We start from the raw sequence: 20,673 nt of genomic DNA on the forward strand, positions 1-20,673 counted from the left end.
GCCGCCCGGGCCGCGCGATCACCGGGACTGCGCCTGCTTTTCGGGGGTCCGGGTGGCGAAGCCCCCGGCCCGGGACGAAGTCCCGGATGTCACCGTCATCTCGGCGCTCTCCGGGACGACGGCGCCGGGCAGGGCGAGGGCCGTCACCGCGCGGCAGACGTCGGCGGGGTCGATCGTGTCGAGGCAGGGGTGGCCCGGAACCGGGCAGACCCGGGCGCGGCTGGCGCGGCAGGGGGCGTGCTGGTCGCCCAGCACCACCGTGGGAACGCCGTAGGGCGCCCACCGCTCCTGCGGCACCACCGGGGCGAACAACGACACCACCGGCGTGCCCGCCGCCGCGGCGAGGTGGGCGGGGCCCGTGTTGGGCGCCACCACGACCCGGGCGCCGGAGAGCACCGCCGCCAGTTCCGCCAGTGACGTCCGGCCGCCGAGGTTCACCGCCGACGTCCCGGCCACCTCCTGGGTCAGCGCCCGCTCCGAGGGCGCGCCCGTCACGAGCACCCGGTGCCCGTCGGCGGCCAGCGCCCGCACCGTCTCGCGGCTCCACGCCGCCGACGGCTGGCGAGCGGGCACCGACGCGGCCGGGTGCACCACGATGTACGCCCCGCCGCCGGTGAGCCTGCTGGTGTTCGGCAACGGGCGCCGCAGCGCCAGGGCGCCGTGGTCGTCCGGTGGCAGCGAAAACCCGGCCGCTTCGGCGAGCGACAGCATGCGGACCGGCTCCGGCGGGTCGCCGTCGACGTGGTGCCGGAGGTCGAGCAGGCTGCCCGGGTAGTCCTCGGAGATCGCGCCGATCCACGGCACCCCGGCCTGGCGCAGCAGCAGGGCCAGCGGCAACGGGGACTGGTGGAACGACGTGAGGATCAGCGCCCGGTCGAACGACTTCGAGCGGATCAGCGAGACGAACGCGCCGGTGTCCTCGGCGGTGACCGGCGGTGGGTCGGGGTCGATCCAGGGCGCGGTCCAGGTGAGCAGGTCGGCCACCCCCGGCAGCAGCTCGCCGGCGGGGCGGCCGTGCGGGCCGGTCAGCAGCGTCACTTCGGCGCCGGACGCGGCGACCGCGCGGACGCAGGGCCCGGCGAGCAGGACGTCCCCGAGGTTGTCCTGGCGGGCGACGAGCACCCGGGTCATCCGGCGACCCCGGCCACGCGCAGCGCCTCGGACAGGTCACGGGCGACGGCGGCGTGCCGGCGGGCCCGGGCGATCTCGGGTTCGAGGGTGCGGGCGGTCGGCACCAGCACCGCACGGGCCCCGGCGGCGAGCGCCGCGTCGACGTCGGCGCCGGTGTCGCCGATGACCACGCAGGACGCGGGATCGACGCCGAGCTCGCCGGCGGCCCGCAGCACCATGCCGGGTGCCGGTTTGCGGCACGCGCAGCCGTCGCCGTCGTCGTGCACGCAGACCTGCCAGGTGCCGAACGGGCCGAAGAGCTCCTTGACGCGGGCGTTGACCGCGTCGAGCTGCTCTCGCGTGATCAGTCCTTTTGCGACACCGGACTGGTTGCTCACCACGCCGACCGGGATGCCGCGCGCACGCAGGCCCCGCACCAGTTCGACGGCGCCCGGCACCGGCCGGACGCCGTCCGGGTCGTTGAGGTAGGGGACGTCGACGATCAGCGTGTCGTCCCGGTCGAACAGCACCGCGACCGGGGGCCGGGGACGGCGGGCCGCGATCTCCCCGCGCAACCGGTGGTAACACGCGGCGGGCGGGATCAGGGCACTGGTGACGACCATGCGGGCCACTTCGCCCGGGGTCCGCGGGCCGGGCGCGATCCGGCGGCCGGCGAACTCCGCCGTCAGCCCGGCCCACACGCCCGCGGCGAGCAACGCCTTTCCGCGCTGCCGCAGCAACGGCAGCGTGAGCGCGGCCAGACCGGCCATTGTGGACAGTGCGTGCAGCCCGAGCCGGCCGGGCCCGGCGCCGGTGCGCTGGCGCCAGAGCACGCCGTGCTTGGCCCGCATCAGCGCGTTGTCGGCGTTGCCCCGCTGGGCTTTCAGGCTGTAGAAGAACCCGGCGCGGCGGGCCGGGTGCGTGGTCAGCCGCTCGCCCTGGTCGATCCGGTGCCCGGCTTCGGCGACGCGCAGCGCGAGGTCGGAATCCTCGCGGAAGGCGCGCGGGAACCGCTCGTCGAAGCCGCCCGCTTCGACGAGCGCGCTGCGGCGGTAGGCCATGTCCGCGGTGATCCACCGCGCGTGCTCGAGGCCCGCGGTGGAGCGTTCGTCGTCGGCGGGCCGCCGGTCCGCGGGCAGCGGGACGGTGATCCGGCCTTGCGAGGCGGCCACTTCCGGCGGCAGCGCGGAGAGGTCCGCCTCGAGCTGCCGCGGCCAGTCGGGGGCGAGCACGACGTCGTCGTCGACGAACGCGATCCACTCGCTCTTCGCGGTGCGCCAGCCGAGGTTGCGCGCCGCGGCGGGACCGCGCCCGCCGGAGCGGAGCACGCGCACGCCGTCGGGGACGTCCAGATCGGACCCGCCGGGGCGGTCGTCGACGACGAGGATCTCCGCCGGTTGCGGGCCGGGCCCGCCGAGGAGGGTGTCCAGCAGTGGCCGAAGCGTCTCCCGGCCCGTCGTGGGGATCACCACGGTGTAGTCGAGCGAAGCAGTCACCGGAGCGGGATACCCGGGGCAGGGGTGGTCAAACGGCGTGTCGAAGTCCCCGCACCCGGGTAACCGGCGGGCGACGAGAAGGAGGTGCGGATGACCGCGGGGACGATCGAAATCCGGAACCCGGCCGACGGCAGCGTGGTGGGCACTGTGCCGGCCGCGGGCGAAGACGAAATCGACGCGGCGCTCGCGCTGGCCCGCCGCACCCGGGCGCGGTGGGCCCGGACCCCGGCCGCCGAACGCGGGGCGCTGCTGCACACCGCCGCCGAGCGGCTGCGCGCCCACGCCGACGAGCTGGCGAAGACGAACGAAGCGGAGACCGGGAAGCCGCACGGCGAAGCTCGCGAAGGCGTGCTCGCCGGTGCGGGCACTTTGGACCAGTACGCCGAGCTCGGCCCGGTCCACCGCGGCCGCAGCCTCCTCGGCGACGTGGGCGCGACGGACCTGATGGTGCCCGAACCGCACGGCGTCGTTGTGGCGCTCACGCCGTGGAACGACCCGGTCGCGGTCGCCTGCGGGCTCCTCGGCGCGGCCCTGGCCACCGGCAACACCGTGGTGCACAAGCCGAGCGAGCGCGCACCGCACACCGGGCAGCTGCTCGGCGAGGTGCTCGGCGAAGTCTTCCCGGGCGGCGTCCTGCAGACCCTCCACGGTGACGGCGGGGTCGGCGCGATCCTCGCGATGCGCGACGACGTCGACGTCATCGCCCACGTCGGCAGCACCGCGACCGGCCGGTCGATCGCCGCGAGCGCGGCCGCCACGGGCGCGAAGACGCTGCTGGAGAACGGCGGCAACGACCCGCTGGTGATCGACGAGGACGTCGACCCGGCGTGGGCGGCCGGCCAGGCGGCGCTGGGCGCGTTCGCCAACTCGGGCCAGATCTGCGTGGCGGTCGAACGGATCTACGTGTGCGCCTCGATCGCCGAGCCGTTCCTGGCGGCGCTGGTGAAGGAGGCGGAAAGCCGGACCCTGGCCCCGCTGGTGGACCGGCGCCACCGCGACCACGTGCACTCGCACGTGTCCGACGCGATTTCGCGGGGCGCGCGCCTGTTGACGGGTGGCGCGGTGCCGGACGGTCCCGGCGCCCACTACCCGGCGACGGTGCTGACCGGTTGTGCGGCCGACCTGCGGGTGATGACCGAGGAGACGTTCGGCCCGGTGGCCCCGGTCCAGGTCGTGCCGGACTTCGACGCGGGCCTGGCCGAAGCGGCGAAGGGCGAATACGGCCTGGCGGCGACGGTGCTGACGGCCTCGATGGCCCGCGCCCAGCGAGCGTGGCGCGAGCTGCCCGCGGGCACGGTGAAGGTGAACAACGTGTTCGGCGGGGCACCCGGAGGGGCCGCGCACCCGCGGGGGCGCAGCGGGAACGGGTACGGGTACGGGCCCGAGCTGCTGGACGAGCTGACCCAGACGAAGCTCGTGCACATCGCCCCGCCCGCATGACCGGACGGCAGGGGAGACCCGGGGTGTCGCGGCCGGAGACGGGTGGCGAGGACGGCGCCGGTTCTCCGGCGGACACGGATCAGGGCGACCTGCCAGGCGGTGGTGCGCCGGTGCGGCCGGGATCGCGGGGCGAAGGCGAGCCCGGTGCCCGGCCGGGCGGCGGCGGGCCGGTGCGGCCGGGATCGCCGGAGGAAGGCGAGCAGGGAAACCGGCCGGGCGGTGGTGGGCAGGCTCGCGCGGGCTCGCGGGGCGAAGGCGAGCCCGGCGACCGGCCGAGCCGTGAGCAGGCCCGGCCGGACTCGGCCGACCAAGGCGGCCGAACCCCGGTCGCCCGTTTCACGCGCCTCATCCGGCCGACCGGCGGCGGCCGACCCGCCCCGGGCTCCTCAGCGGACGAGGAACAGCACGACCGGACCCCGTTCGGCTGGTTCGCCCGCGCCCTCCGGGTCCCCGGCCGGGAACGGCGCATCCTCGTCCAAACCGCCAAAGCCACCCTCGCGGCGACCGCCGCCTGGTTGCTGGCCACCCTGGTGCTCCACCTGCCGCAACCCTTCCTCGCTCCCTACGCCGCCGTCTTCCTCGTGGAAGCGACCGTCTACCGGTCGCTGCGCGGCTGGATCCAGCAGGTCGGCTCGGTGGCCACCGGCGTCCTCCTCGCCGCCGTCGCGGGTCAGCTCATCCCCTGGCAGGCCGTTGCGCTGGCGACCGTCGTGTTCGTGGGCCTGCTCGCCGGCAGCTGGCGGCGCTTCGGCGACTCGGGGGTCTGGGTCGGTGTCACCGGCATGCTGGTGATCTCCTACGGCACCGCCCGCGAGCCCGTCCTGCTCGGCGACCGCCTGCTGGAAACGGCGCTGGGCGCCGCGATCGGCGTTGCGGTCAACACGCTGATCTTCCCGCCGCTGTACGGGGAACGGCTCGCCGCCGCGGCCGGGCGGCTCGCACGGGCGCTCGCTGGCCTGCTGGAGTCGCTCTCCGACCTGGTCCGCCGCGACGAACCGCCCGAGGACCTCGACGGCCTGCCGTCCCAGGCCCAGGACGCGCACAGCCAGGTGCTGGCGGCCGAAGAAGCCGTCGGCCTGACGCAGGAAGGGCGGATGCTGAACCTCCGCCGGGGCCGGCCCGCCGCCGGGACGCACCACGAACGTCCGCTTCGGACGCTGATCGGGCTGTGGCCCGCCGTGTCGCAGCTGATCGCCGCCGTGCAAACGACCGCGGGCCGGCGGGAACACCCCTTCGAATACCCCTGGCCGGATGCGCGGGAAGCGCTGGCGGACCTCATGCACCACCTGGCCGGTGCCGTGCAGGCGGTGGCGATGGTGGGGGAGCCGGTCGAACTGGACGAATGCCGGGCTCTGCTCGCGAAGCTCGAGAAGCGGCTCGTGACCGCCGAGGAAGACGGTGTGCCGGCCCGGCTGGGCCTGGGCACGATGATCCTGCCCGCGCGGCTGCTGCTGGAACAGCTGGAAAAGCGGTGAAGGCCGCCTCCCACGAGCGGCCTGCACCGGCTATTGGATCGCGATCGCGTCGGCCTCCGACCGGTGCCGCCGGCAGGCGGTGCACACCATCGTCTGGCCCAGCAAGGTGCCGTCACCGGACACGAGCCGCGCGACGTGCAACGTGGGCAGGCCGCACTCCTCGCACGGGATGGGCTTGCTGTCGCGGCTGATCATGACTCGGTTCGGCACGGGGCCCCCTGCTGAGGTTCGAAGGTGCCGAACGGTTACCCACGTGGTCTGCGCCACACTCGTCCGGCGCAGTGATGTCACTCGAACGGACTAGTCACTTCGCCGGGTACTGCTGCTCACGCAACAAACCGGCGAGGTGGACGGCGTTGCGGACCAGCGTCGCGTTCGTCGAGGCCACGGCCTCCGGCGTCTCGTCGAGGTCCTGGTAGTCGCCGCCCTGCATCGCTTCGCCGTTCCAGTAGGTGGCGCCCTGCGCCGGCACGGTGAAACCGACGTCGTTCAGCGCCTGGAACAGGTCCGCGATGATCTTGTGGGCGCCGTCCTCGTTGCCGACGACCGCGGCCACCGCGACCTTGCCGAACATCGCCGGACGGCCTTCGTCGTCCGTTTCGGACAATTCGGCGTCCAGGCGTTCGAGGACCCGCTGCGCGACGCTCGACATGTGGCCGACCCACGTCGGGGTGGCGATCAGCAGGACGTCGGTGTCGGCGATCTTCCGCCGGATGCCCGGCCACGCGTCGCCGTCGCCCATGTCGGCTTCGACGCCCGGGCGGACGTCGTGGTCGACCACGCGGACCAGCTCGCCCGTGGCGCCGCGTTCGGCGAAGAGGTCGAGCAGCTGACGCGCGATGAGGTCGCTGCTCGACTTCGCCGGGGACGGCTTGAGCGTGCAGGTCAGCGCAAGGACGCGCAGGGTCATGAGTGCCTCCTGGGATGGGTGCCGACGCCGATGTGGGTGAACCCCGCCTCGGCGAGGGCGTCCGGGTCGAGCAGGTTGCGGGTGTCGACCACGACCGCCCGGTCGGCCGAGGCGGCCAGCCGCGCCCAGTCGAGGTCCCGGAACTCGGGCCACTCGGTGAGCACGACGAGCGCCGCCGCGTCCTTGGCCACCAGGTACGGGTCGTCGACGACCTGGACCGCGCCGGCACCGGGCACGCACCCGACGGCCGGGTCGTGCGCGGTGAGCTCGGCGCCCGCGCGGGCGAGCTCCGCCGCCACCGCCAGCGCCGGCGAATCGCGCAGGTCGCCGGTGCCGGCCTTGAAGGCCAGGCCCAGCAGGCCGATCCGGGTGCCCGCGAGGGACCCGGCCGCCGAGCCGGTCACCGCCTGCCGCACGGCCCGCACCACCCGGGCGCGCTGCCGGGCGTTGACGCGGACGGCGTCGCGCAGGATGGCGAAGTCGACGCCCGCCGATTCGGCCGCGTGCAGCAGGGCCGAGGTGTCCTTCGGCAGGCACGAACCGCCCCAGCCGGGCCCGGGGGCGAGGAATCCGGGGCCGATCCGCGCGTCGAGGCCCATGGTGCGCGAGACCTCGCGGACGTCGGCGCCGAACCGCTCGCACAGTTCGGCGAGGACGTTCACGTAGGACAGTTTCACCGCGAGGAACGCGTTGCTCGCGTACTTCGCGAGTTCGGCGCTGGCCGAGTCGGTCGCGACGACGGGGGCGCCGGACGGCTCGTAGAGCCGCGCGACCCGTTGGGCTGCGGGCGAATCCGCCGGGTCGGCGCCGACCACCACCCGGTCCGGGTGCAGGAAGTCTTCGACGGCGTGCCCTTCGCGCAGGAACTCCGGGTTCGCGACCACCGGCAGGTCGTCGCGGCCCAGCAAGTGGGGCAGCCGGGCCGCGGTGCCGACCGGCACCGTCGACTTGGTCACGAGCACGCAGCCGGGCCGCAGCAGCCGGCCGAGCTGCGGCACGACCCGTTCGAGGACGCCGAGGTCGGGGCGCCCGTCTTCGGCCGGCGGCGTGGGCAGGCACAGGAAGACGAGGTCCGCGCCGTACAGCTCGGCCTGGGCGGTGGTGAAGCTCAGCGTCCGGTCGGCGAGGCCCTGGCCGACCAGCTCGGCCAGGCCCGGTTCGGCGATGGCCACCACGCCCCGGCCCAGTTCGTCCACTTTGGACTCGTCGGTGTCCACGCAGGTGACCCGGTGCCCGAGGCGGGCGAAGCAGGCAGCACTGGTCAAGCCGACGTAGCCCGCGCCGACGATCCCGATGTGCTCACCCATGGGGCACCCGCATTTCCAGGGCCGAGCGCGTCGCCGCCAGCACGCGCTCCTCGCCCAGCAGGAGCAACCCGCCGTCGGGCTCTTCGCCGTGCGGGTCGCCGACGTTGCCCGCCCACAGAACCACATGCTGCCGCGCCGACGGCGGCGGGCCCCACAGCCGGGGCGGGGTCGGGCCGAACAGCAACACGGACGGCGTGCCGAACGCGGTGGCGAGGTGCCCGACGCCGGTGTCCCCGCAGACGACGAGCGCCGCCCCGGCCACCAGCGCGGCCAGTTCGGCCAGGCCGGTGCGTCCGGCCAGCACGGCGTCATCGCCGAGCCCGGCCGCTTCGGCGATAGAGAGCGCCAGGTTGCGTTCGCCGGCGTTGCCGGTGAGCACGACGCGGTGCCCGGCCGCGGCGAGGTCGCGGACGACGGTGGCGAACCGCCCGGGCGGCCAGCGCCGCGCCGGGGAGGCCGCACCGGGGTGCACCACGACGGCGTCCGGGGCCGGGCTCGGGCCCGGCGGCACCGGCAGGTGCAGCGCCGAGCGGTCCGCCTCGAGGTGGGCGTACTCGACGAGCCGGCACCAGCGGTCCACTTCGTGCACGTCGTCGCGCCACTCGAGGCCGGGCACGTCCGGGAAGTCGGGGTGGCGGTGGGTCAGCAGCTCGGCGGGATCGGCGGCCAGCAGGTCGTGGAGGCTCTCCGGGCCGCTGCCGTGCAGGTTCACCGCCAGCCGCGGCGGCGGCCCCGGCCAGGCGAGCTCCCCGAGCGCGGGCGTCGGCAGCAGCTCGTCGACCGCGTCGATCAGCTCCACGAGGTCCCGCAGGCCTTCCGGCGCGGCCAGCACCAGCCGGTCGCCGGGGTGGGCCGCGCGCAGGGCGCGCAACGCGGGCACCGCCGTCAGCAGGTCGCCGACGCCGAGCGCGCGCAGCACGAGGACCGCGGCGCTCACGGCCACGATCCCTCCTCCGAAGCGCACACGACCAGTTCGCGGACTTCGGCGCCCGGCGGCTGCTGGAGCGCGAAGACCACTGTGTTCGCCACGTGCTCGGGCTGGTTGAGCTTCGCGTCCGGCGGCGGCTTGTACTGGTCGGTGCGGTCGTCGAAGAAGTGCGTCCACATCCCGCCCGGGATCAGCAGCGTGACCCCGACGCGCCCGGCCAGCTCGGCGGCGAGTGCCCGGGTGAAGCCGACGACGCCGAACTTCGAGGCGCAGTAGGCGGTCGCGTCGCTCACCGCCTTGATGCCCAGGGTGGACGCGACGGTGACGACGGTGCCGTGGGAGCGTTCCAGGTAGGGGAGCGCGGCGCGGATCACCGCGGCCGTGCCGAACAGGTTCACCTTCACCACCCGCTCCCAGGCCTCGGTGGGCACTTCACCGAGCGGCCCGCAGGCGTCGGTGCCGGCGGCGGTGAAGACGCCGTCCAGGCCGCCCGCGCGCTCGGCGAGCTCACGCACCGCGGCCTCGGTGGCGGCGGTGTCGGTCAGGTCGGCTTCGACGTATTCGGCCGGGTCTTCGGGGCGGACGCGGTCGAGGACGTACGGGGTGCCGCCCGCTTTGCGGACGGCGTCGACGGTGGCGGCGCCGAGTCCGGACGCGCCACCGGTGATCAGGACGTTGCCGAGGGGTCGCATCGCTCTCCTTCGCGGGCGAGGGGGATCAGGCAGTGGCCGCCGCGGCGACCAGCCGGGAGGTCGAGTAACCGGGCACGGTCGGGACGAGCACGACTTCACCGCCGTGCCGTTCGACCACTTCGCGTTCGGGCAGGTCCGCTTCGGCGTAGTCGCCGCCCTTCACCCAGACGTCCGGGCGCAGCTTGTCCAGGACGGCGGCGGGGGAGGTTTCGTCGAAGACCGCGACGGCGTCCACAAAGGACAAAGCCGTCAGGAGGCGCGCCCGGTCGCGGTCGCGCACCAGCGGGCGGCCCGGGCCCTTGAGGGACCGCACCGACGCGTCGGAGTTGAGGCAGACGACGAGCGCGTCGCCGAGGGCACGGGCCTGCCGCAGGAGGCTCACGTGCCCGGGGTGCAGCAGGTCGAAGCAGCCGCCGGTGGCGATCAGGCGGCCCCCGCCGGCGCGGACCCGCTCGGCGAGGCCGAACGCGTCGGTCGCCGGCTGGGGGTCGGGGACCGGGCCGTCGTTCGTGGACAACGCGGTCGCGCCACCGTCGGCGACGAACCGGGCCGCCGCCTCGACCGCCGTCACCACGGCTTCGGTCGTGTCCGCGCCGCCGAGCAGGGCCGCGGTGGCCGCGGCGGCGAACCGGTCGCCCGCGCCGCAGGTGTCGGGGGCGGCGTGGCCGGGAGTCCGGGCCGCCGCGGGAACCGGGACGTTCGTTTCGCCGAGGCCGTCGGCCAGCGCGGCACCGCGCGCACCGACGGTGACCGCGACCGCGTCGGCGTGCCAGTGGCCGCGCAGCAGCTTGGCCAGCTCGGCCGGTTCCTCGTGCCCGGCGAGCACCGCGCGCGCTTCGGCCAGGTTGGGGGTGACCAGCCGCGTGCCGGGCACGGGCTGGGCGCCGCGGGGGTGCGGGTCCCAGACCACCGGGATCCGCTCGGCCAGCTCGCGCAGGAGCCGCCGGACGTCCGCGTTGCGCGTCAGGCCGCGGCCGTAATCGGCCACGAGGATCGCGCCGGCCGCTTCCAGCGCCTCGCGCGCCGGGGCCGGCAGCGGGTCGGCGGTCGCCGTGCCGTCGCCGGAATCCAGGCGCAGCAACGACTGCCCGCCCGCGCGGATCCGGGTCTTGCACACCGTCGTGCCGCGCAGGGGCAGCGGCAGCACGGTGACGTCCGGTTCCAGCAGCCCGGTCAGCGCGTGGCCGCCTTCGTCGTCGCCGAGCGGCGTCACCAGGACGACCTCGGCCGCGGACCGCGCGGCCAGCAGCGCGGCCAGGCCGGCACCACCGGGGCGGCGGCGCCGGGCCGTCAGGTCGACCACCGGCACCGGTGCCTCCGGGCACAGCCGCTCGGCGGTGCCTTCGGCGTCGACGTCCAGCAGCGTGTCGCCCAGGACGACCAACGGCCTCACGCGGTCACCCCGAGCGCGTCGTCGAGGGCCGCGCACAGGCCGTGCACCAGTGCCAGGTGCATTTCCTGCACGGTCGCGACGGTCGGCGCCTCGACCGTCACGGCGTCGTCGCACAGGGCGGCGAGGGGATTGGGGGCGGGACCGGTCAGCGCCCACGTCGTCACCCCGAGTTCGTGCGCGGCCTTCGCGGCGGCGACGACGTTCGGGCTGGTGCCGCTGGTGGACAGGCAGACCAGCACGTCACCCGCGCGGCCGTGGGCGCGCACCTGACGGGCGAAGACCTCGTGGTCGCCGTAGTCGTTGACGATGGCCGTGGTCGCGGAGGTGTCCGCGTGCAGCGCGATCGCCGACAGCGGCCGGCGCTCGTGGCGGAACCGGCCGACCAGCTCGCCGGTGAGGTGCTGGGCCTCGGCGGCGCTGCCCCCGTTGCCGCAGGCGAGCAGCCGTCCGCCGGCCTCGAACACGCCGGCGAGGTGCCGTCCCCACGCGGTGATCCGGTGGGCGGATTCGCGGGTCCGCTCGGCGGCTTCGGCCAACGCGGCGAGATGGGCTTCCATCACGGCACCTCCTTCTCCTCCGGCGACGCCGCGCCGGTTCGAGTGGATCGGGGACGCCGGAGGACGAACGGCCCCAGCGCGAGCAGGTCGATCGGGGCCGAGCCGAAGCACTCCAGCGCGTCGCGGGGCGAGTCCACCATCGGGCGGCCCGCGGTGTTGAGGCTGGTGTTGATCACGACCGGCAGGCCGGTCCGGCGTTCGAAGCCGGCCAGCATCCGGGCCAGTACCGGGTTTTCGCGTTCTTCGACGGTCTGCACGCGGGCGGTCCCGTCGACGTGGGTGACGGCCGGGATGCGGTCCCGCCAGTCCTCGGCGACGTCGTGCACGAACAGCATGTAGGGACTGGGCAGCGGGCCGCGGGTGAAGATCCCGGCCGCCCGCTCGGCCCGCACCATCGGCGCCACCGGGCGGAACTGCTCGCGGCCCTTGACGTCGTTGAGCCGTTCCAGGTTCGCCTTGCGGCCCGGGTGGGCCAGCAGCGACCGGTGGCCCAGCGCTCGCGGGCCGAACTCGGCCCGGCCCTGGAACCAGGCGATCACTTCGTCGTTCGCCAGCGCTTCGGCGACGGTCTCGGCGATGTCGTCGGGACGCTCGTACGGCAGCTTCGCCTTGATGAGGATTTCTTCGAGCTCTTCGTCGGTCCACCCGCGACCCAAGCCGGCGTCTCCCATGGGTGTCCCGCGTTCCCCGGCTTCGGCGGCCAGCTGCAGCGCGGCGCCGAGCGCGGTCCCCGCGTCCCCCGCGGCGGGCTGTACCCAGATCCGGTCGAACGGGCCCTCGGCGTGCAGCCGGGTGTTGGCGACGCAGTTGAGCGCGATCCCGCCCGCCAGCGCGAGGTCCCGGTGACCGGTGCGTTCGTGCAGCCAGCCCGTCAGTTCGAGGAGGATGTCCTCGAGGACTTTCTGGACACTGGCGGCGAGATCGGCGTGCCGGCTGCTCAGTTCTTCGCCCGCTTCGCGGCGCGGGGCCAGCGAAGCCAGGTCGACGCCGGAGGCGTGGAAGCCGCCGTCCCCGGTGACGTGGACGTGCTCGCACAGTTCGTCGAGGAACGCCGGCTTGCCGTAGGAAGCGAGCGCCATGACCTTGTACTCGTCGCTCGAGCGCGCGAAGCCGAGGTGCTCGGTGAGGTCTTCGTAGAGCAGGCCGAGCGAGTGCGGGAGCCGCTGGGCCGCCAGTTCCTTGAACCGCCCGTCGCGGTACTCACCGGCCAGGGAGGACGTGCTTTCGCCGCGGCCGTCGGCGACGAGCACGGCACAGTCGCCGAACGGCGCGGCCAGCGCGGCCGACGCGGCGTGCGCGACGTGGTGCCGGACGAACTTGACGATGCCCGGGTCGAGGCCGGGCAGAGCGGACTTCAGGAACCGGGGCGCCCGCTGGGCGAACTCCGTCCGCAGTTCCTCACCGCTCGGGTCGTGGCCGGCCAGGCCCGGCTCGACCAGCGCGGGGTCGTAGGAGTACCCGACGGCGTCGAGGTCCTTCGCGGACAACCCCGCCTGCGCCAAGCACCAGGCGGCGGCCTGGGCCGGCTGCTCCCAGGTGGAAAACGGCACCGCCTGCTTGCCGTGCTTGCGGCGGCTGAACCGTTCCTCTTCCGCCGCGGCGACGATCTCCCCGTCGACCACCAGCGCTGCGGCCGGGTCGTGGAAGACGGCATTGATCCCGAGTATGCGCATCGACCTGCCTCTGGCGTTTCGGCGCGGACTCGTGAGGCCCGCTTTCGCCTATAGCGCTACCCGGCGAAGTCGTTGATAAACGATGGCGCGCAAAAGCCCTGGGCGTCGCTACTCAGCGCGACGGCGCCCGGCGGAACCACGCCGCTGTGCGACGGAGGCCGTCGTCGGCGTCGACCTTCGGTTCCCAGCCGAGGACGTCGCGGGCGAGGGAGATGTCAGGACAGCGCCGCTGGGGGTCGTCGACCACCGCGTCGACGTACTCGATCGGCGAACCGGACCCGGTGATGTCCTTGATCCGCTGCGCCACTTGGCGGACCGTCAGCTCGTGCGGATTGCCGATGTTCACCGGCCCCGGGTGACCGGATCGCGCCAGGGCGAGCAGGCCGCGGACGGTGTCCTCGACGTAACAGATGGACCGGGTCTGCTCGCCCGTTCCGGTGACCGTGATCGGCTCGTTCTTGAGCGCCTGGCCGAGGAACGCCGGGATCATCCGGCCGTCGTGGGCGCGCATGCCGGGGCCGTAGGTGTTGAAGATCCGCGCGATCGCCGTGTCGACGCCGAATTCGCGGCGGTAGGCCGACGTCAGCGCTTCGGCGTAGCGCTTGGCTTCGTCGTAGACGCTCCGCGGCCCGATCGGGTTGACGTTGCCCCAATACCCTTCGCGCTGCGGGTGTTCCAGGGGATCGCCGTAGACCTCGCTGGTCGAGGCCAGCACGAACCGGGCACCGTCGCGGCGGGCCAGCTCGAGCGCGTTCTCGGTGCCGTGCGAGCCCGCGCGCAGCGTTTCCAGCGGCAGGGCCAGGTAGTCGCGGGGCGAGGCGGCCGAAGCCAGGTGGAACACGACGCCGGCTTCGCAGTTCAGCGGCATCGGCCGGGTGACGTCGTGGCGCACGAACCGGAACCGCTCGTGGCGGCGCAGGTGGTCGAGGCTGTCCGCCGAGGACGTCGCGAGGTTGTCGACGGCGATGACTTCGATGTCCTCTTCGAGCAGCAGCTCGCACAGGTGCGCGCCGACGAAGCCGGCACCCCCGGTCACCACCGCGCGCTCGAACCGCCTGGTCACTCCCGGATCCGTCATGCCGTTGCGGCTACCCGGCCCCGGTCGGCGCAAACCCGTGTAAGGGGATGAGGATCGGGTACGCCCCGGCCATGCGAGTTCTGCTCACCGGTTGGGCCAGTTTCCTGCACGGCGAAGCCACGGCGGGTGACGTCCTCAGCCTGCGCGCGGCCGGAACTGCGCTGGCGCAGGCGGGGATCGACCACGACGTCGTGTGGAGTCCCGGCTTCCGGCCCGGCACCCTGCACCTGCCCGACGCGCCGCCCGGCGACTACACGCACGTGGTGTTCGCCTGCGGCCCGGTACACGGGCCGCAGGTGCGTTCGCTGCACGAGCGCTACGCCGGCTGCCGCCGGATCGCGGTCGGCGTGTCCGTGCCCGACGCCGGAGACCCGGCGGTGACGGGGTTCCACCGGGTCCTCCCGCGCGACGACGGCGTCACCGCCGAACTCGACCTTTCGCTGGGGGCACAGGTGTCGCCCACCCCGGTGCTCGGCGTGATCCTCGCTCCCCACCAGCCGGAATACGGCAGCGCGGGGCGCCACGGCGACGTCCACGAGGCACTGACCGGCTGGCTCGCCGGCCTGGACTGCGCCCGGATCCCCCTGGACACCCGGCTCGCGCACGAGGACTGGGAGCGGTGCGCGACCCCGGACCAGTTCGCCGCCGCGGTGTCCAAAATGGACGCGGTGGTGACGACCCGGCTGCACGGGCTGGTGCTCGGGCTCAAGGCCGGGGTGCCGGTGCTCGCCGTCGACCCGGTGGCCGGGGGCGGAAAGGTGACCGCGCAAGGGAAAGCGCTGGACTGGCCGGTGGTGGCCGCCGAGGACGCCGACGATCCGGCGTTGCTCGATTCCCGCCTGAAGTGGTGCCTGTCCGCGGCGGTGGCGCCGCCCGCGCACCCGGCTTCCCTGGCCGCACTGGTGGACGAGCTGGTGGGGCGGCGGTGAGCGCGCGCACGACCGTCGTCATCGCCACCCGCAACCGCGCCGCCGAACTCGGCCGCACCCTCGGCTGGCTGTCCTCTTTGGACCCACAGCCGCCGGTCGTGGTGCTGGACAACGCTTCCGAGGACGAGACACCCGAGGTCGCCGTCCGGTACGCGAACGTGCGCCTGATCCGGCTGCCGCAGAACCTGGGTGCCGCCGCGCGCACCCTCGGCGTCATCGCGGCCGACACGCCTTACGTCGCCTTCAGCGACGACGATTCGTGGTGGGCGCCGGACGCGCTGGCCGAGGCGGAGCGGATCTTCGACGAGCACCCGCGGACCGGCCTGCTGGCCGCGCGCACCCTCGTCGGCCCGGAATGCCGGGACGACCCGGTGACGCCCGAAATGGAGCGCAGCCCGCTGGGCCGGCCGCACGGCGCGCCGGGGCCGCTGGTGCTGGGCTTCCTCGCCTGCTCGGCGATCGTGCGCCGCACGGCGTACCTGCAGGTGGGCGGGTTCAGCCCGCTGCTGCACTTCGGCGCGGAGGAACAGCTGCTCGCCTACGACCTGGCCGCCCGCGGCTGGGAGGTCTGCTACGTCGGGCACCTGCGTGCCCACCACCACCCGTCCCGGTCGCGGCCGCCGTCGTCGTGGCGCCGCCGGGCCGAACTGCGCAACCGGCTGCTCATCGCCGTGCTGCGCCGCCCGCCCCGCGTCTGCCGGCGCGAGGTGGCGCGGACGCTGGTGACGGCGCCGGGCGCCGTCCTCGGCGCGGTGCCGCGGCTGCCGCGCGCGCTGAGTTCCCGGCGCGTCCTGCCCGCCCACGTCGAACACCAGGCCCGGACTCTGGAAAGGACCGCCGAATGGCGCGAATCTCGGTCGTGATCATCACCCGCAACCGGTGCGCGCAGTTGCGGGAGACGCTGGCGCACATGACGTCCTTAACGGACGCCGCGCCGATCTTCGTCGCGGACAACGGGTCTGCGGACGGCACGGCCGACATGGTCGCCCGGGAATTCCCCGGCGTTCGCCTGTTCCGCCTGGCGGAGAACCTCGGCGCGGTGGCGCGCAACGTCGCGGTCGAGGAGGTGACGACGCCGTACGTCGCCTTCTGCGACGACGACACGACGTGGCAGCCCGGCGCGCTCACCCGCGCCGCCGACATCCTGGACGCGTACCCGGGCCTCGGCTCGGTGACCGGGCGCTGCCTGGTCGAGCCCGGGCTGGCCGAGGACCCGATCACGCCGGAGCTGCGCGAGTCGCCGGTGCCCGGCCCGGACTGGCTCCCGGGCCCGGCCCTGCTCGGCATCATGGCCGGGTTGACGGCGGTGCGCGTCAGCGTGTTCCGCGAGGTGGGCGGCTTTTCGCCGCGGATGTGGCTCGGGGGCGAGGAGGAGCTGTTCGCGCTGGACGTCGCCGCCCGCGGGTGGTGGATGTGCTGGGCGGAGGACGTCGTGATCCACCACGCGCCGTCGAAGCTGCGCGACCCGCGCCACCGCCGCCGCCTCGGCATCCGCAACACGCTGTGGACGCTCCTGCTGCGCCGCCCCTGGCCCGCGGTCTTCCGCCGCGGCCGTGACGTGCTGCGGTCGGCACCACTCGACGGCGCGACGGCGGCGGCCCTGCTGGACGTGGCCCGCGGCTTGCCTTCGGTGCTGCGCGACCGGCAGGTGGTCCCGGAGCACGTCGAGCGCGGCCTGCGGCTGCTGGAGGCTCCGCAACGCGAGTCGAAGGCCCGGCGTTACGTGGGCTGACGCGCTCGTGAGTGGTAAGGCGGGTTCTAACCCGCCTTACCACTCACGACCGGTCCGGTCAGCGAGCCTCGGCCGTAGCCGTCTGCTGGGGGACCAGCTTGGCGTACGCGCGCAGCGTGTCGGCGGCGACGCGGTCCCACGAGTAGCGGGCCACCGCGCGGTCGCGGCCCGCGGTGCCGTAAGCGTGGCACAGCGCCGGGTCGTCGATCAGCCGCCGCGCCCGGGACGCGAGCTCCTTCGGCTGGTGGGGACGGACCAGCAGGCCCGTGACGCCGTCGACGACCGTGTCCGTCAGCCCGCCGACCGCGGCCGCGACCACCGGGACCCCGCAGGCCATCGCCTCCAGCGGCACGATGCCGAACGGCTCGTACCACGGCGTGCACACCACGGCGTCGGCCGAGCGCAGCAGCGCCGGCATGTCGTCGCGGGACACCTGGCCGGGCCAGCGGACGCGGTCGCCGACACCGAGGCGTGCGGCGAGCTCCCGCAGCCGCCCCGCCTCAGGGTCCTGGGACAGCCGGCCCCGCTCCGGGCCGCCCGCGATGACGAGTTCGGTGTCCGGCAGCTGGGTGAGCGCGGTGATCGCGATGTCGAACCCCTTGCGCGGGACCAGCCGGCCGACGGCGACCAGCCGGTGCGGCAGCCGGCGGCGGGCCGTCGGCCCGTCGGGGCCGAACCGGTCGAGGTCGACGCCGCAGGGGACGATGGAAATCCGCGACCGCGGCACGCCGAGGCGGGACAGCTCGAAGACCTCGTCGGAGCAGGTGGCGATCACGCGCCCGGCCTGGCGGCCGATGATCCGCTCCAGCCGGATGCGGTCGGCCGGGCTGGTGTCCTGGTCGCCCTGGTAGCGCTTCTTGACGACGCCGAGTGCGTGGAAGGTCTGCGTGACCGGGGTGCCGGTGGCGCTCGCCGCGAGCGAGGTCGCCAGGCCCGACATCCAGAAGTGCGCGTGCGCCACGTCGGGCCGCTCGAGGGCCCAGTGGTCCCGCAGGAAGCTGCCGAACTCGCCCATGTAGGGCAGGAGGTGGTCCTTCGGCTCCTTGCGGGCCGGCCCGGCCGGCACGTGCACGACGCGGTAGCCCTGCGGCGTCCGGACCTCCGGCGGCTCGTCGCGGCTCTCCCGGCGCGTGTAGACGGTCACGTCGTGCCCGGCGCGCACCATCGCGGCCGACAGCTCCGCGACGTGCACGTTCTGGCCACCGGCGTCGGCTTCGCCCAGTGCGGCGAGGGGGTTGGCGTGCTCGGACACCATCGCGATCTTCATCGGTGAGGCGTTCCCTTCACGGTTCAACGGGCCGTCTCGGCGAGGAGGTGGTCCCAAGCGGTCAGGAAGGCGTCCAGCCCGTAGTGCTTCAGGGCGTGTTCGCGGGCGTTCTTGCCGGCGAGTGCGGCGAAGTCGGGTTCGTGCAGCAGCTCCCGGAAACCCCGGGTCAGCACGGAGACGTCCGTGGAGAGCACGCCGGCGTCGTCGGGCACCGCCTCGACCGCCTCGGTGGCGGCGAAGACGACGACCGGCATCGCCAGGTGCATCGCCTCCAAAAGGGACAGTCCCAGCGACGTCCACCGGGCGGTGTGCAGGTACACGCGGCGGCGGGCGATCTCGTCGTGCAGCCGGGGCGCCGGGACGTCGCCCCGGCCCCGCAGCGGCTCGGCGAGTTCTCCGGTGCCCATGCCGAACACGTCGACGGGGCCGGCCCCGGCGAGCGTGCCGAGCAGGTCGGCGCCGGTGACGCGCCGCCGCCGCACCGGTTCGTTGATCATCGAGACCCCGGCGGCGAGCTCGCCGGTGTAGCGCGGTCCCGGATCCGGGATCCCGTGCGGCACGACGGCCACCGGCGCGCGGCCGCAGTCCCACATCGCCGCGTTGAAGTGGGTCACGTGCGCGACGGTGATGTCGGACCGGCCGGCCAGGGGGTGCTCGCTGGCCGCGGCGTACGGCCGGGGCGCGTTGTGTTCCACGTAGACGGCCGGGACGCCCAGGCGCGCGGCGAAGTCGAGCTCCTCCGGGCGCTGCAGGACGACGACGTCGGGCTCGGCCTCGGCGAGCCGGTCGAGCGGCACTTCGGTCACCGACGGCCAGTCGCGTCCCGCCTTGCCCAGACCCCAGGGGGCGCCGTCGCGGGACACCGGCAGGAAGTAGTCGTGACCGCCGCGGACGAACGCGTCGGTCCACGAGCCGTGCACGTGCCAGAGCAGTACTCTCAGGCGCCGGGATCCGGGAACGGTCATGCCTCCTGGTTTCCCGGAGATCGAACGTTAAACGTGCGGCCGCACGGGGTACCCGGCACCCCGAGGCCCGTGCGCCGACGAAGGGACATCCATGCGGTTCACCCCACGGGGCACCCGGTTCTTCGACCTGCTCACCGACGCCGCGAAGAACCTGGTGGCCGCGGCCGCGCTGCTGCGCGACCTCGTGGCCGCCGAGCCGGCCGGGCGGGAACCGATCGCGAAGCGCCTGCACGAGGTCGAGCACCAGGGCGACGAGCTGATGCACACCATCATGGTGGAGCTGAACAGCTCGTTCGTGACGCCGTTCGACCGCGAGGACATCCAGGCTCTGGCCGCCAAGATCGACGACGTGCTGGACTTCATGGACACCGCGGCCGACCTGGCCGTGCTCTACCGCATCGACGCGTTCCCGCCGGGGACCGACGACCTGGTCCGGGTGCTCTGCCGGGCGTCGGAGCTGACGGCGTCGTCGATGCCGGGCCTGGCCAAGGTGGGGGAGCTCGAGCCGTTCTGGATCGAGATCAACGAGCTGGAGAACGAGGCCGACCGGCTCTACCGCCGGATGCTGGCCCACCTGTTCGAGCCGGGCGGGGACGCCCTCGAGGTGCTGAAGACCAAGGAGGTCGTCGAGCAGTTCGAGCTGGCCGCCGACGCGTTCGAGCACCTGGCCGATGTGGTGCAGACCATCGCGGTCAAGGAGTCCTGAGTGACGGGGACCGCCGCCCTGGTCACCGTGATCGTGCTGACGCTCGTCTTCGACTACACCAACGGGTTCCACGACGCGGCCAACGCCATCGCCAGCGCGGTCTCGACCCGAGCGCTGACCCTGCGCGCGGCGCTCGTGCTGGCGGCGGTGATGAACCTGGCGGGCGCGCTGCTGTCCACCGGCATCGCCGCGACGGTGGCCAAGGGCATCATCGACGTCCCGGTCGGGCCGGACGCGCTCACCGTGGTCTTCGCCGCGCTGGCCGGGGCCATCACCTGGAACCTGATCACCTGGTACTTCGGGCTCCCGTCGTCGTCTTCGCACTCGCTGATCGGCGGGATGGTCGGCGCGGCGCTGGCCGCCGCGAGCACGGTGCACTGGGCGGGGATCGCCGAGAAGGTGCTGATCCCGATGGTGGCGTCCCCGCTGATCGGGCTGGCGCTCGGCTACCTCGCGATGGTCGGTGCGCTGTGGCTGCTGCGCCGGGCGAACCCGCACCGCAGCGGCCGCGTGTTCCGCCGGTTCCAGATCGTCTCGGCGTCGGCGCTCGCGCTCGGCCACGGCCTGCAGGACGCCCAGAAGGGCATGGGCGTGATCGTGCTGGCGCTGGTGGCGGCCGGGCAGCAGCAGACGTTCTCGGTCCCGATGTGGGTGACACTGGCGTGCGCCGCGGCCTTGTCGCTGGGCACCTATTCGGGTGGTCTGCGGATCATGCGGACGCTCGGCAGGCGCGTCTTCCCGCTCGACCCGCCGCACGGGTTCGTCGCGGAATCGGTGGCGTCGTCGGTGTTGTACGTGACGGCGTTCGCGGTGAAGGCGCCGATCTCGACGACGCACGTGATCACCGCGGCGATCATGGGCGTCGGCGCGACCCGCCGGCTGTCGGCGGTGCGGTGGGGGATCGCGCGCGACATCGTGCTCGGCTGGGTGCTGACCTTCCCGGCCGCCGCCGCGGTGGCCGCGGCCGTGTACCTGGTGGCCGACCTGCTCACCTGACCGGCGCGGGGTTTGTCCG

General features: G+C 74.2%; 20 protein-coding genes. 7 read left to right on the forward strand and 13 right to left on the reverse strand.

Annotated elements, in window-relative coordinates:
* Positions 1-18 precede the first annotated feature (18 nt).
* Positions 19-1,131, reverse strand: coding sequence for a glycosyltransferase family 9 protein (locus Q5425_RS29820; RefSeq protein ID WP_308675663.1), 1,113 nt, complete (start codon positions 1,129-1,131; stop codon positions 19-21).
* Positions 1,128-2,606, reverse strand: coding sequence for an HAD-IIIA family hydrolase (locus tag Q5425_RS29825; RefSeq protein ID WP_308675664.1), 1,479 nt, complete (start codon positions 2,604-2,606; stop codon positions 1,128-1,130). Before Q5425_RS29825 ends, Q5425_RS29820 begins: the two co-directional genes overlap by 4 nt.
* 90 nt (positions 2,607-2,696) lie before the next feature.
* Here Q5425_RS29825 and Q5425_RS29830 point away from each other — a divergent pair, with 90 nt between their 5' ends.
* Together Q5425_RS29830 and Q5425_RS29835 are read left to right on the forward strand one after the other, a co-directional pair.
* Positions 2,697-4,046, forward strand: a complete 1,350-nt coding sequence (locus Q5425_RS29830; RefSeq protein WP_308675665.1) for an aldehyde dehydrogenase family protein — start codon at positions 2,697-2,699, stop codon at positions 4,044-4,046.
* A gap of 347 nt (positions 4,047-4,393) precedes the next feature.
* Positions 4,394-5,521 carry an FUSC family protein gene (locus Q5425_RS29835; protein ID WP_308675689.1) on the forward strand — a complete coding sequence of 376 codons (1,128 nt, stop codon included), beginning with the start codon at positions 4,394-4,396 and terminating at the stop codon, positions 5,519-5,521.
* A 30-nt stretch (positions 5,522-5,551) separates the two neighbouring features.
* Here the strand turns inward: Q5425_RS29835 and Q5425_RS29840 are convergent, their stop codons facing one another.
* From Q5425_RS29840 to Q5425_RS29880, 9 genes are all read right to left on the reverse strand, one after another.
* Positions 5,552-5,731, reverse strand: a complete 180-nt coding sequence (locus Q5425_RS29840; protein ID WP_308675666.1) for a hypothetical protein — start codon at positions 5,729-5,731, stop codon at positions 5,552-5,554.
* A gap of 94 nt (positions 5,732-5,825) precedes the next feature.
* Positions 5,826-6,431, reverse strand: a complete 606-nt coding sequence (locus Q5425_RS29845; RefSeq protein WP_308675667.1) for an NAD(P)H-dependent oxidoreductase — start codon at positions 6,429-6,431, stop codon at positions 5,826-5,828.
* Complete coding sequence (locus Q5425_RS29850; protein WP_308675668.1) at positions 6,428-7,738, reverse strand: UDP-glucose/GDP-mannose dehydrogenase family protein; 1,311 nt, start codon at positions 7,736-7,738, stop codon at positions 6,428-6,430. The genes Q5425_RS29845 and Q5425_RS29850 overlap by 4 nt, the downstream gene beginning before the upstream one ends.
* A complete protein-coding gene (locus tag Q5425_RS29855; RefSeq protein ID WP_308675669.1) occupies positions 7,731-8,681 on the reverse strand; it encodes a glycosyltransferase family 9 protein in 951 nt (316 codons plus the stop codon). Before Q5425_RS29855 ends, Q5425_RS29850 begins: the two co-directional genes overlap by 8 nt.
* A complete protein-coding gene (locus Q5425_RS29860) occupies positions 8,672-9,358 on the reverse strand; it encodes an SDR family oxidoreductase (protein ID WP_308675670.1) in 687 nt (228 codons plus the stop codon). Before Q5425_RS29860 ends, Q5425_RS29855 begins: the two co-directional genes overlap by 10 nt.
* A gap of 25 nt (positions 9,359-9,383) precedes the next feature.
* Positions 9,384-10,751, reverse strand: a complete 1,368-nt coding sequence (locus Q5425_RS29865) for a PfkB family carbohydrate kinase (RefSeq protein WP_308675671.1) — start codon at positions 10,749-10,751, stop codon at positions 9,384-9,386.
* Complete coding sequence (locus Q5425_RS29870) at positions 10,748-11,308, reverse strand: SIS domain-containing protein (protein WP_308675690.1); 561 nt, start codon at positions 11,306-11,308, stop codon at positions 10,748-10,750. Before Q5425_RS29870 ends, Q5425_RS29865 begins: the two co-directional genes overlap by 4 nt.
* Positions 11,308-12,981 carry a carbamoyltransferase C-terminal domain-containing protein gene (locus Q5425_RS29875; RefSeq protein WP_308675672.1) on the reverse strand — a complete coding sequence of 558 codons (1,674 nt, stop codon included), beginning with the start codon at positions 12,979-12,981 and terminating at the stop codon, positions 11,308-11,310. Before Q5425_RS29875 ends, Q5425_RS29870 begins: the two co-directional genes overlap by 1 nt.
* 112 nt (positions 12,982-13,093) lie before the next feature.
* On the reverse strand, positions 13,094-14,059 hold the full coding sequence (locus tag Q5425_RS29880; protein ID WP_308675673.1) for an SDR family oxidoreductase: 966 nt from the start codon (positions 14,057-14,059) through the stop codon (positions 13,094-13,096).
* A gap of 71 nt (positions 14,060-14,130) precedes the next feature.
* On the opposite strand from Q5425_RS29880, the gene Q5425_RS29885 reads away from it, so the two are divergent.
* Genes Q5425_RS29885 through Q5425_RS29895 form a run of 3 tightly spaced genes read left to right on the forward strand, consistent with a single transcriptional unit; the run spans position 14,131 to position 16,720 of the window.
* Positions 14,131-14,988 (forward strand): polysaccharide pyruvyl transferase family protein, encoded by an 858-nt coding sequence (locus Q5425_RS29885; RefSeq protein WP_308675674.1) that lies wholly within the window; start codon positions 14,131-14,133, stop codon positions 14,986-14,988.
* Positions 14,985-15,851 (forward strand): glycosyltransferase, encoded by an 867-nt coding sequence (locus Q5425_RS29890; protein WP_308675675.1) that lies wholly within the window; start codon positions 14,985-14,987, stop codon positions 15,849-15,851. The genes Q5425_RS29885 and Q5425_RS29890 overlap by 4 nt, the downstream gene beginning before the upstream one ends.
* Positions 15,830-16,720, forward strand: coding sequence for a glycosyltransferase (locus tag Q5425_RS29895; protein ID WP_308675676.1), 891 nt, complete (start codon positions 15,830-15,832; stop codon positions 16,718-16,720). The genes Q5425_RS29890 and Q5425_RS29895 overlap by 22 nt, the downstream gene beginning before the upstream one ends.
* 58 nt (positions 16,721-16,778) lie before the next feature.
* On the opposite strand, the gene Q5425_RS29900 is transcribed toward Q5425_RS29895, so the two are convergent.
* On the reverse strand, positions 16,779-17,987 hold the full coding sequence (locus Q5425_RS29900) for a glycosyltransferase family 1 protein (protein ID WP_308675677.1): 1,209 nt from the start codon (positions 17,985-17,987) through the stop codon (positions 16,779-16,781).
* Between the two features lie 23 nt (positions 17,988-18,010).
* Positions 18,011-18,952, reverse strand: a complete 942-nt coding sequence (locus tag Q5425_RS29905) for a glycosyltransferase (protein ID WP_308675678.1) — start codon at positions 18,950-18,952, stop codon at positions 18,011-18,013.
* 91 nt (positions 18,953-19,043) lie between these two features.
* Here Q5425_RS29905 and Q5425_RS29910 point away from each other — a divergent pair, with 91 nt between their 5' ends.
* Both Q5425_RS29910 and Q5425_RS29915 read left to right on the forward strand, forming a co-directional pair.
* Positions 19,044-19,658: a DUF47 family protein gene (locus tag Q5425_RS29910; RefSeq protein WP_308675679.1), complete on the forward strand. Its 615-nt coding sequence runs from the start codon at positions 19,044-19,046 to the stop codon at positions 19,656-19,658.
* The gene (locus Q5425_RS29915) at positions 19,659-20,654 is read left to right on the forward strand and encodes an inorganic phosphate transporter (protein ID WP_308675680.1); all 996 of its coding nucleotides are present in this window, start codon (positions 19,659-19,661) and stop codon (positions 20,652-20,654) included.
* The last annotated feature ends 19 nt before the right edge of the window (positions 20,655-20,673 follow it).

The organism is Amycolatopsis sp. A133 (assembly GCF_031082405.1).
Taxonomy (GTDB): Bacteria; Actinomycetota; Actinomycetes; order Mycobacteriales; family Pseudonocardiaceae; genus Amycolatopsis.

What these genes read in the sequence shown, in the direction of transcription:
- Q5425_RS29885 (WP_308675674.1), top strand. Translation starts at nt 14,131, where the DNA reads ATGCGAGTTCTGCTCACCGGTTGGGCCAGTTTCCTGCACGGCGAAGCC.
- Q5425_RS29875 (WP_308675672.1), bottom strand. Translation starts at nt 12,981, where the DNA reads ATGCGCATACTCGGGATCAATGCCGTCTTCCACGACCCGGCCGCAGCG.
- Q5425_RS29860 (WP_308675670.1), bottom strand. Translation starts at nt 9,358, where the DNA reads ATGCGACCCCTCGGCAACGTCCTGATCACCGGTGGCGCGTCCGGACTC.
- Q5425_RS29900 (WP_308675677.1), bottom strand. Translation starts at nt 17,987, where the DNA reads ATGAAGATCGCGATGGTGTCCGAGCACGCCAACCCCCTCGCCGCACTG.
- Q5425_RS29895 (WP_308675676.1), top strand. Translation starts at nt 15,830, where the DNA reads ATGGCGCGAATCTCGGTCGTGATCATCACCCGCAACCGGTGCGCGCAG.
- Q5425_RS29910 (WP_308675679.1), top strand. Translation starts at nt 19,044, where the DNA reads ATGCGGTTCACCCCACGGGGCACCCGGTTCTTCGACCTGCTCACCGAC.
- Q5425_RS29850 (WP_308675668.1), bottom strand. Translation starts at nt 7,738, where the DNA reads ATGGGTGAGCACATCGGGATCGTCGGCGCGGGCTACGTCGGCTTGACC.
- Q5425_RS29830 (WP_308675665.1), top strand. Translation starts at nt 2,697, where the DNA reads ATGACCGCGGGGACGATCGAAATCCGGAACCCGGCCGACGGCAGCGTG.
- Q5425_RS29845 (WP_308675667.1), bottom strand. Translation starts at nt 6,431, where the DNA reads ATGACCCTGCGCGTCCTTGCGCTGACCTGCACGCTCAAGCCGTCCCCG.
- Q5425_RS29880 (WP_308675673.1), bottom strand. Translation starts at nt 14,059, where the DNA reads ATGACGGATCCGGGAGTGACCAGGCGGTTCGAGCGCGCGGTGGTGACC.
- Q5425_RS29820 (WP_308675663.1), bottom strand. Translation starts at nt 1,131, where the DNA reads ATGACCCGGGTGCTCGTCGCCCGCCAGGACAACCTCGGGGACGTCCTG.
- Q5425_RS29905 (WP_308675678.1), bottom strand. Translation starts at nt 18,952, where the DNA reads ATGACCGTTCCCGGATCCCGGCGCCTGAGAGTACTGCTCTGGCACGTG.
- Q5425_RS29870 (WP_308675690.1), bottom strand. Translation starts at nt 11,308, where the DNA reads ATGGAAGCCCATCTCGCCGCGTTGGCCGAAGCCGCCGAGCGGACCCGC.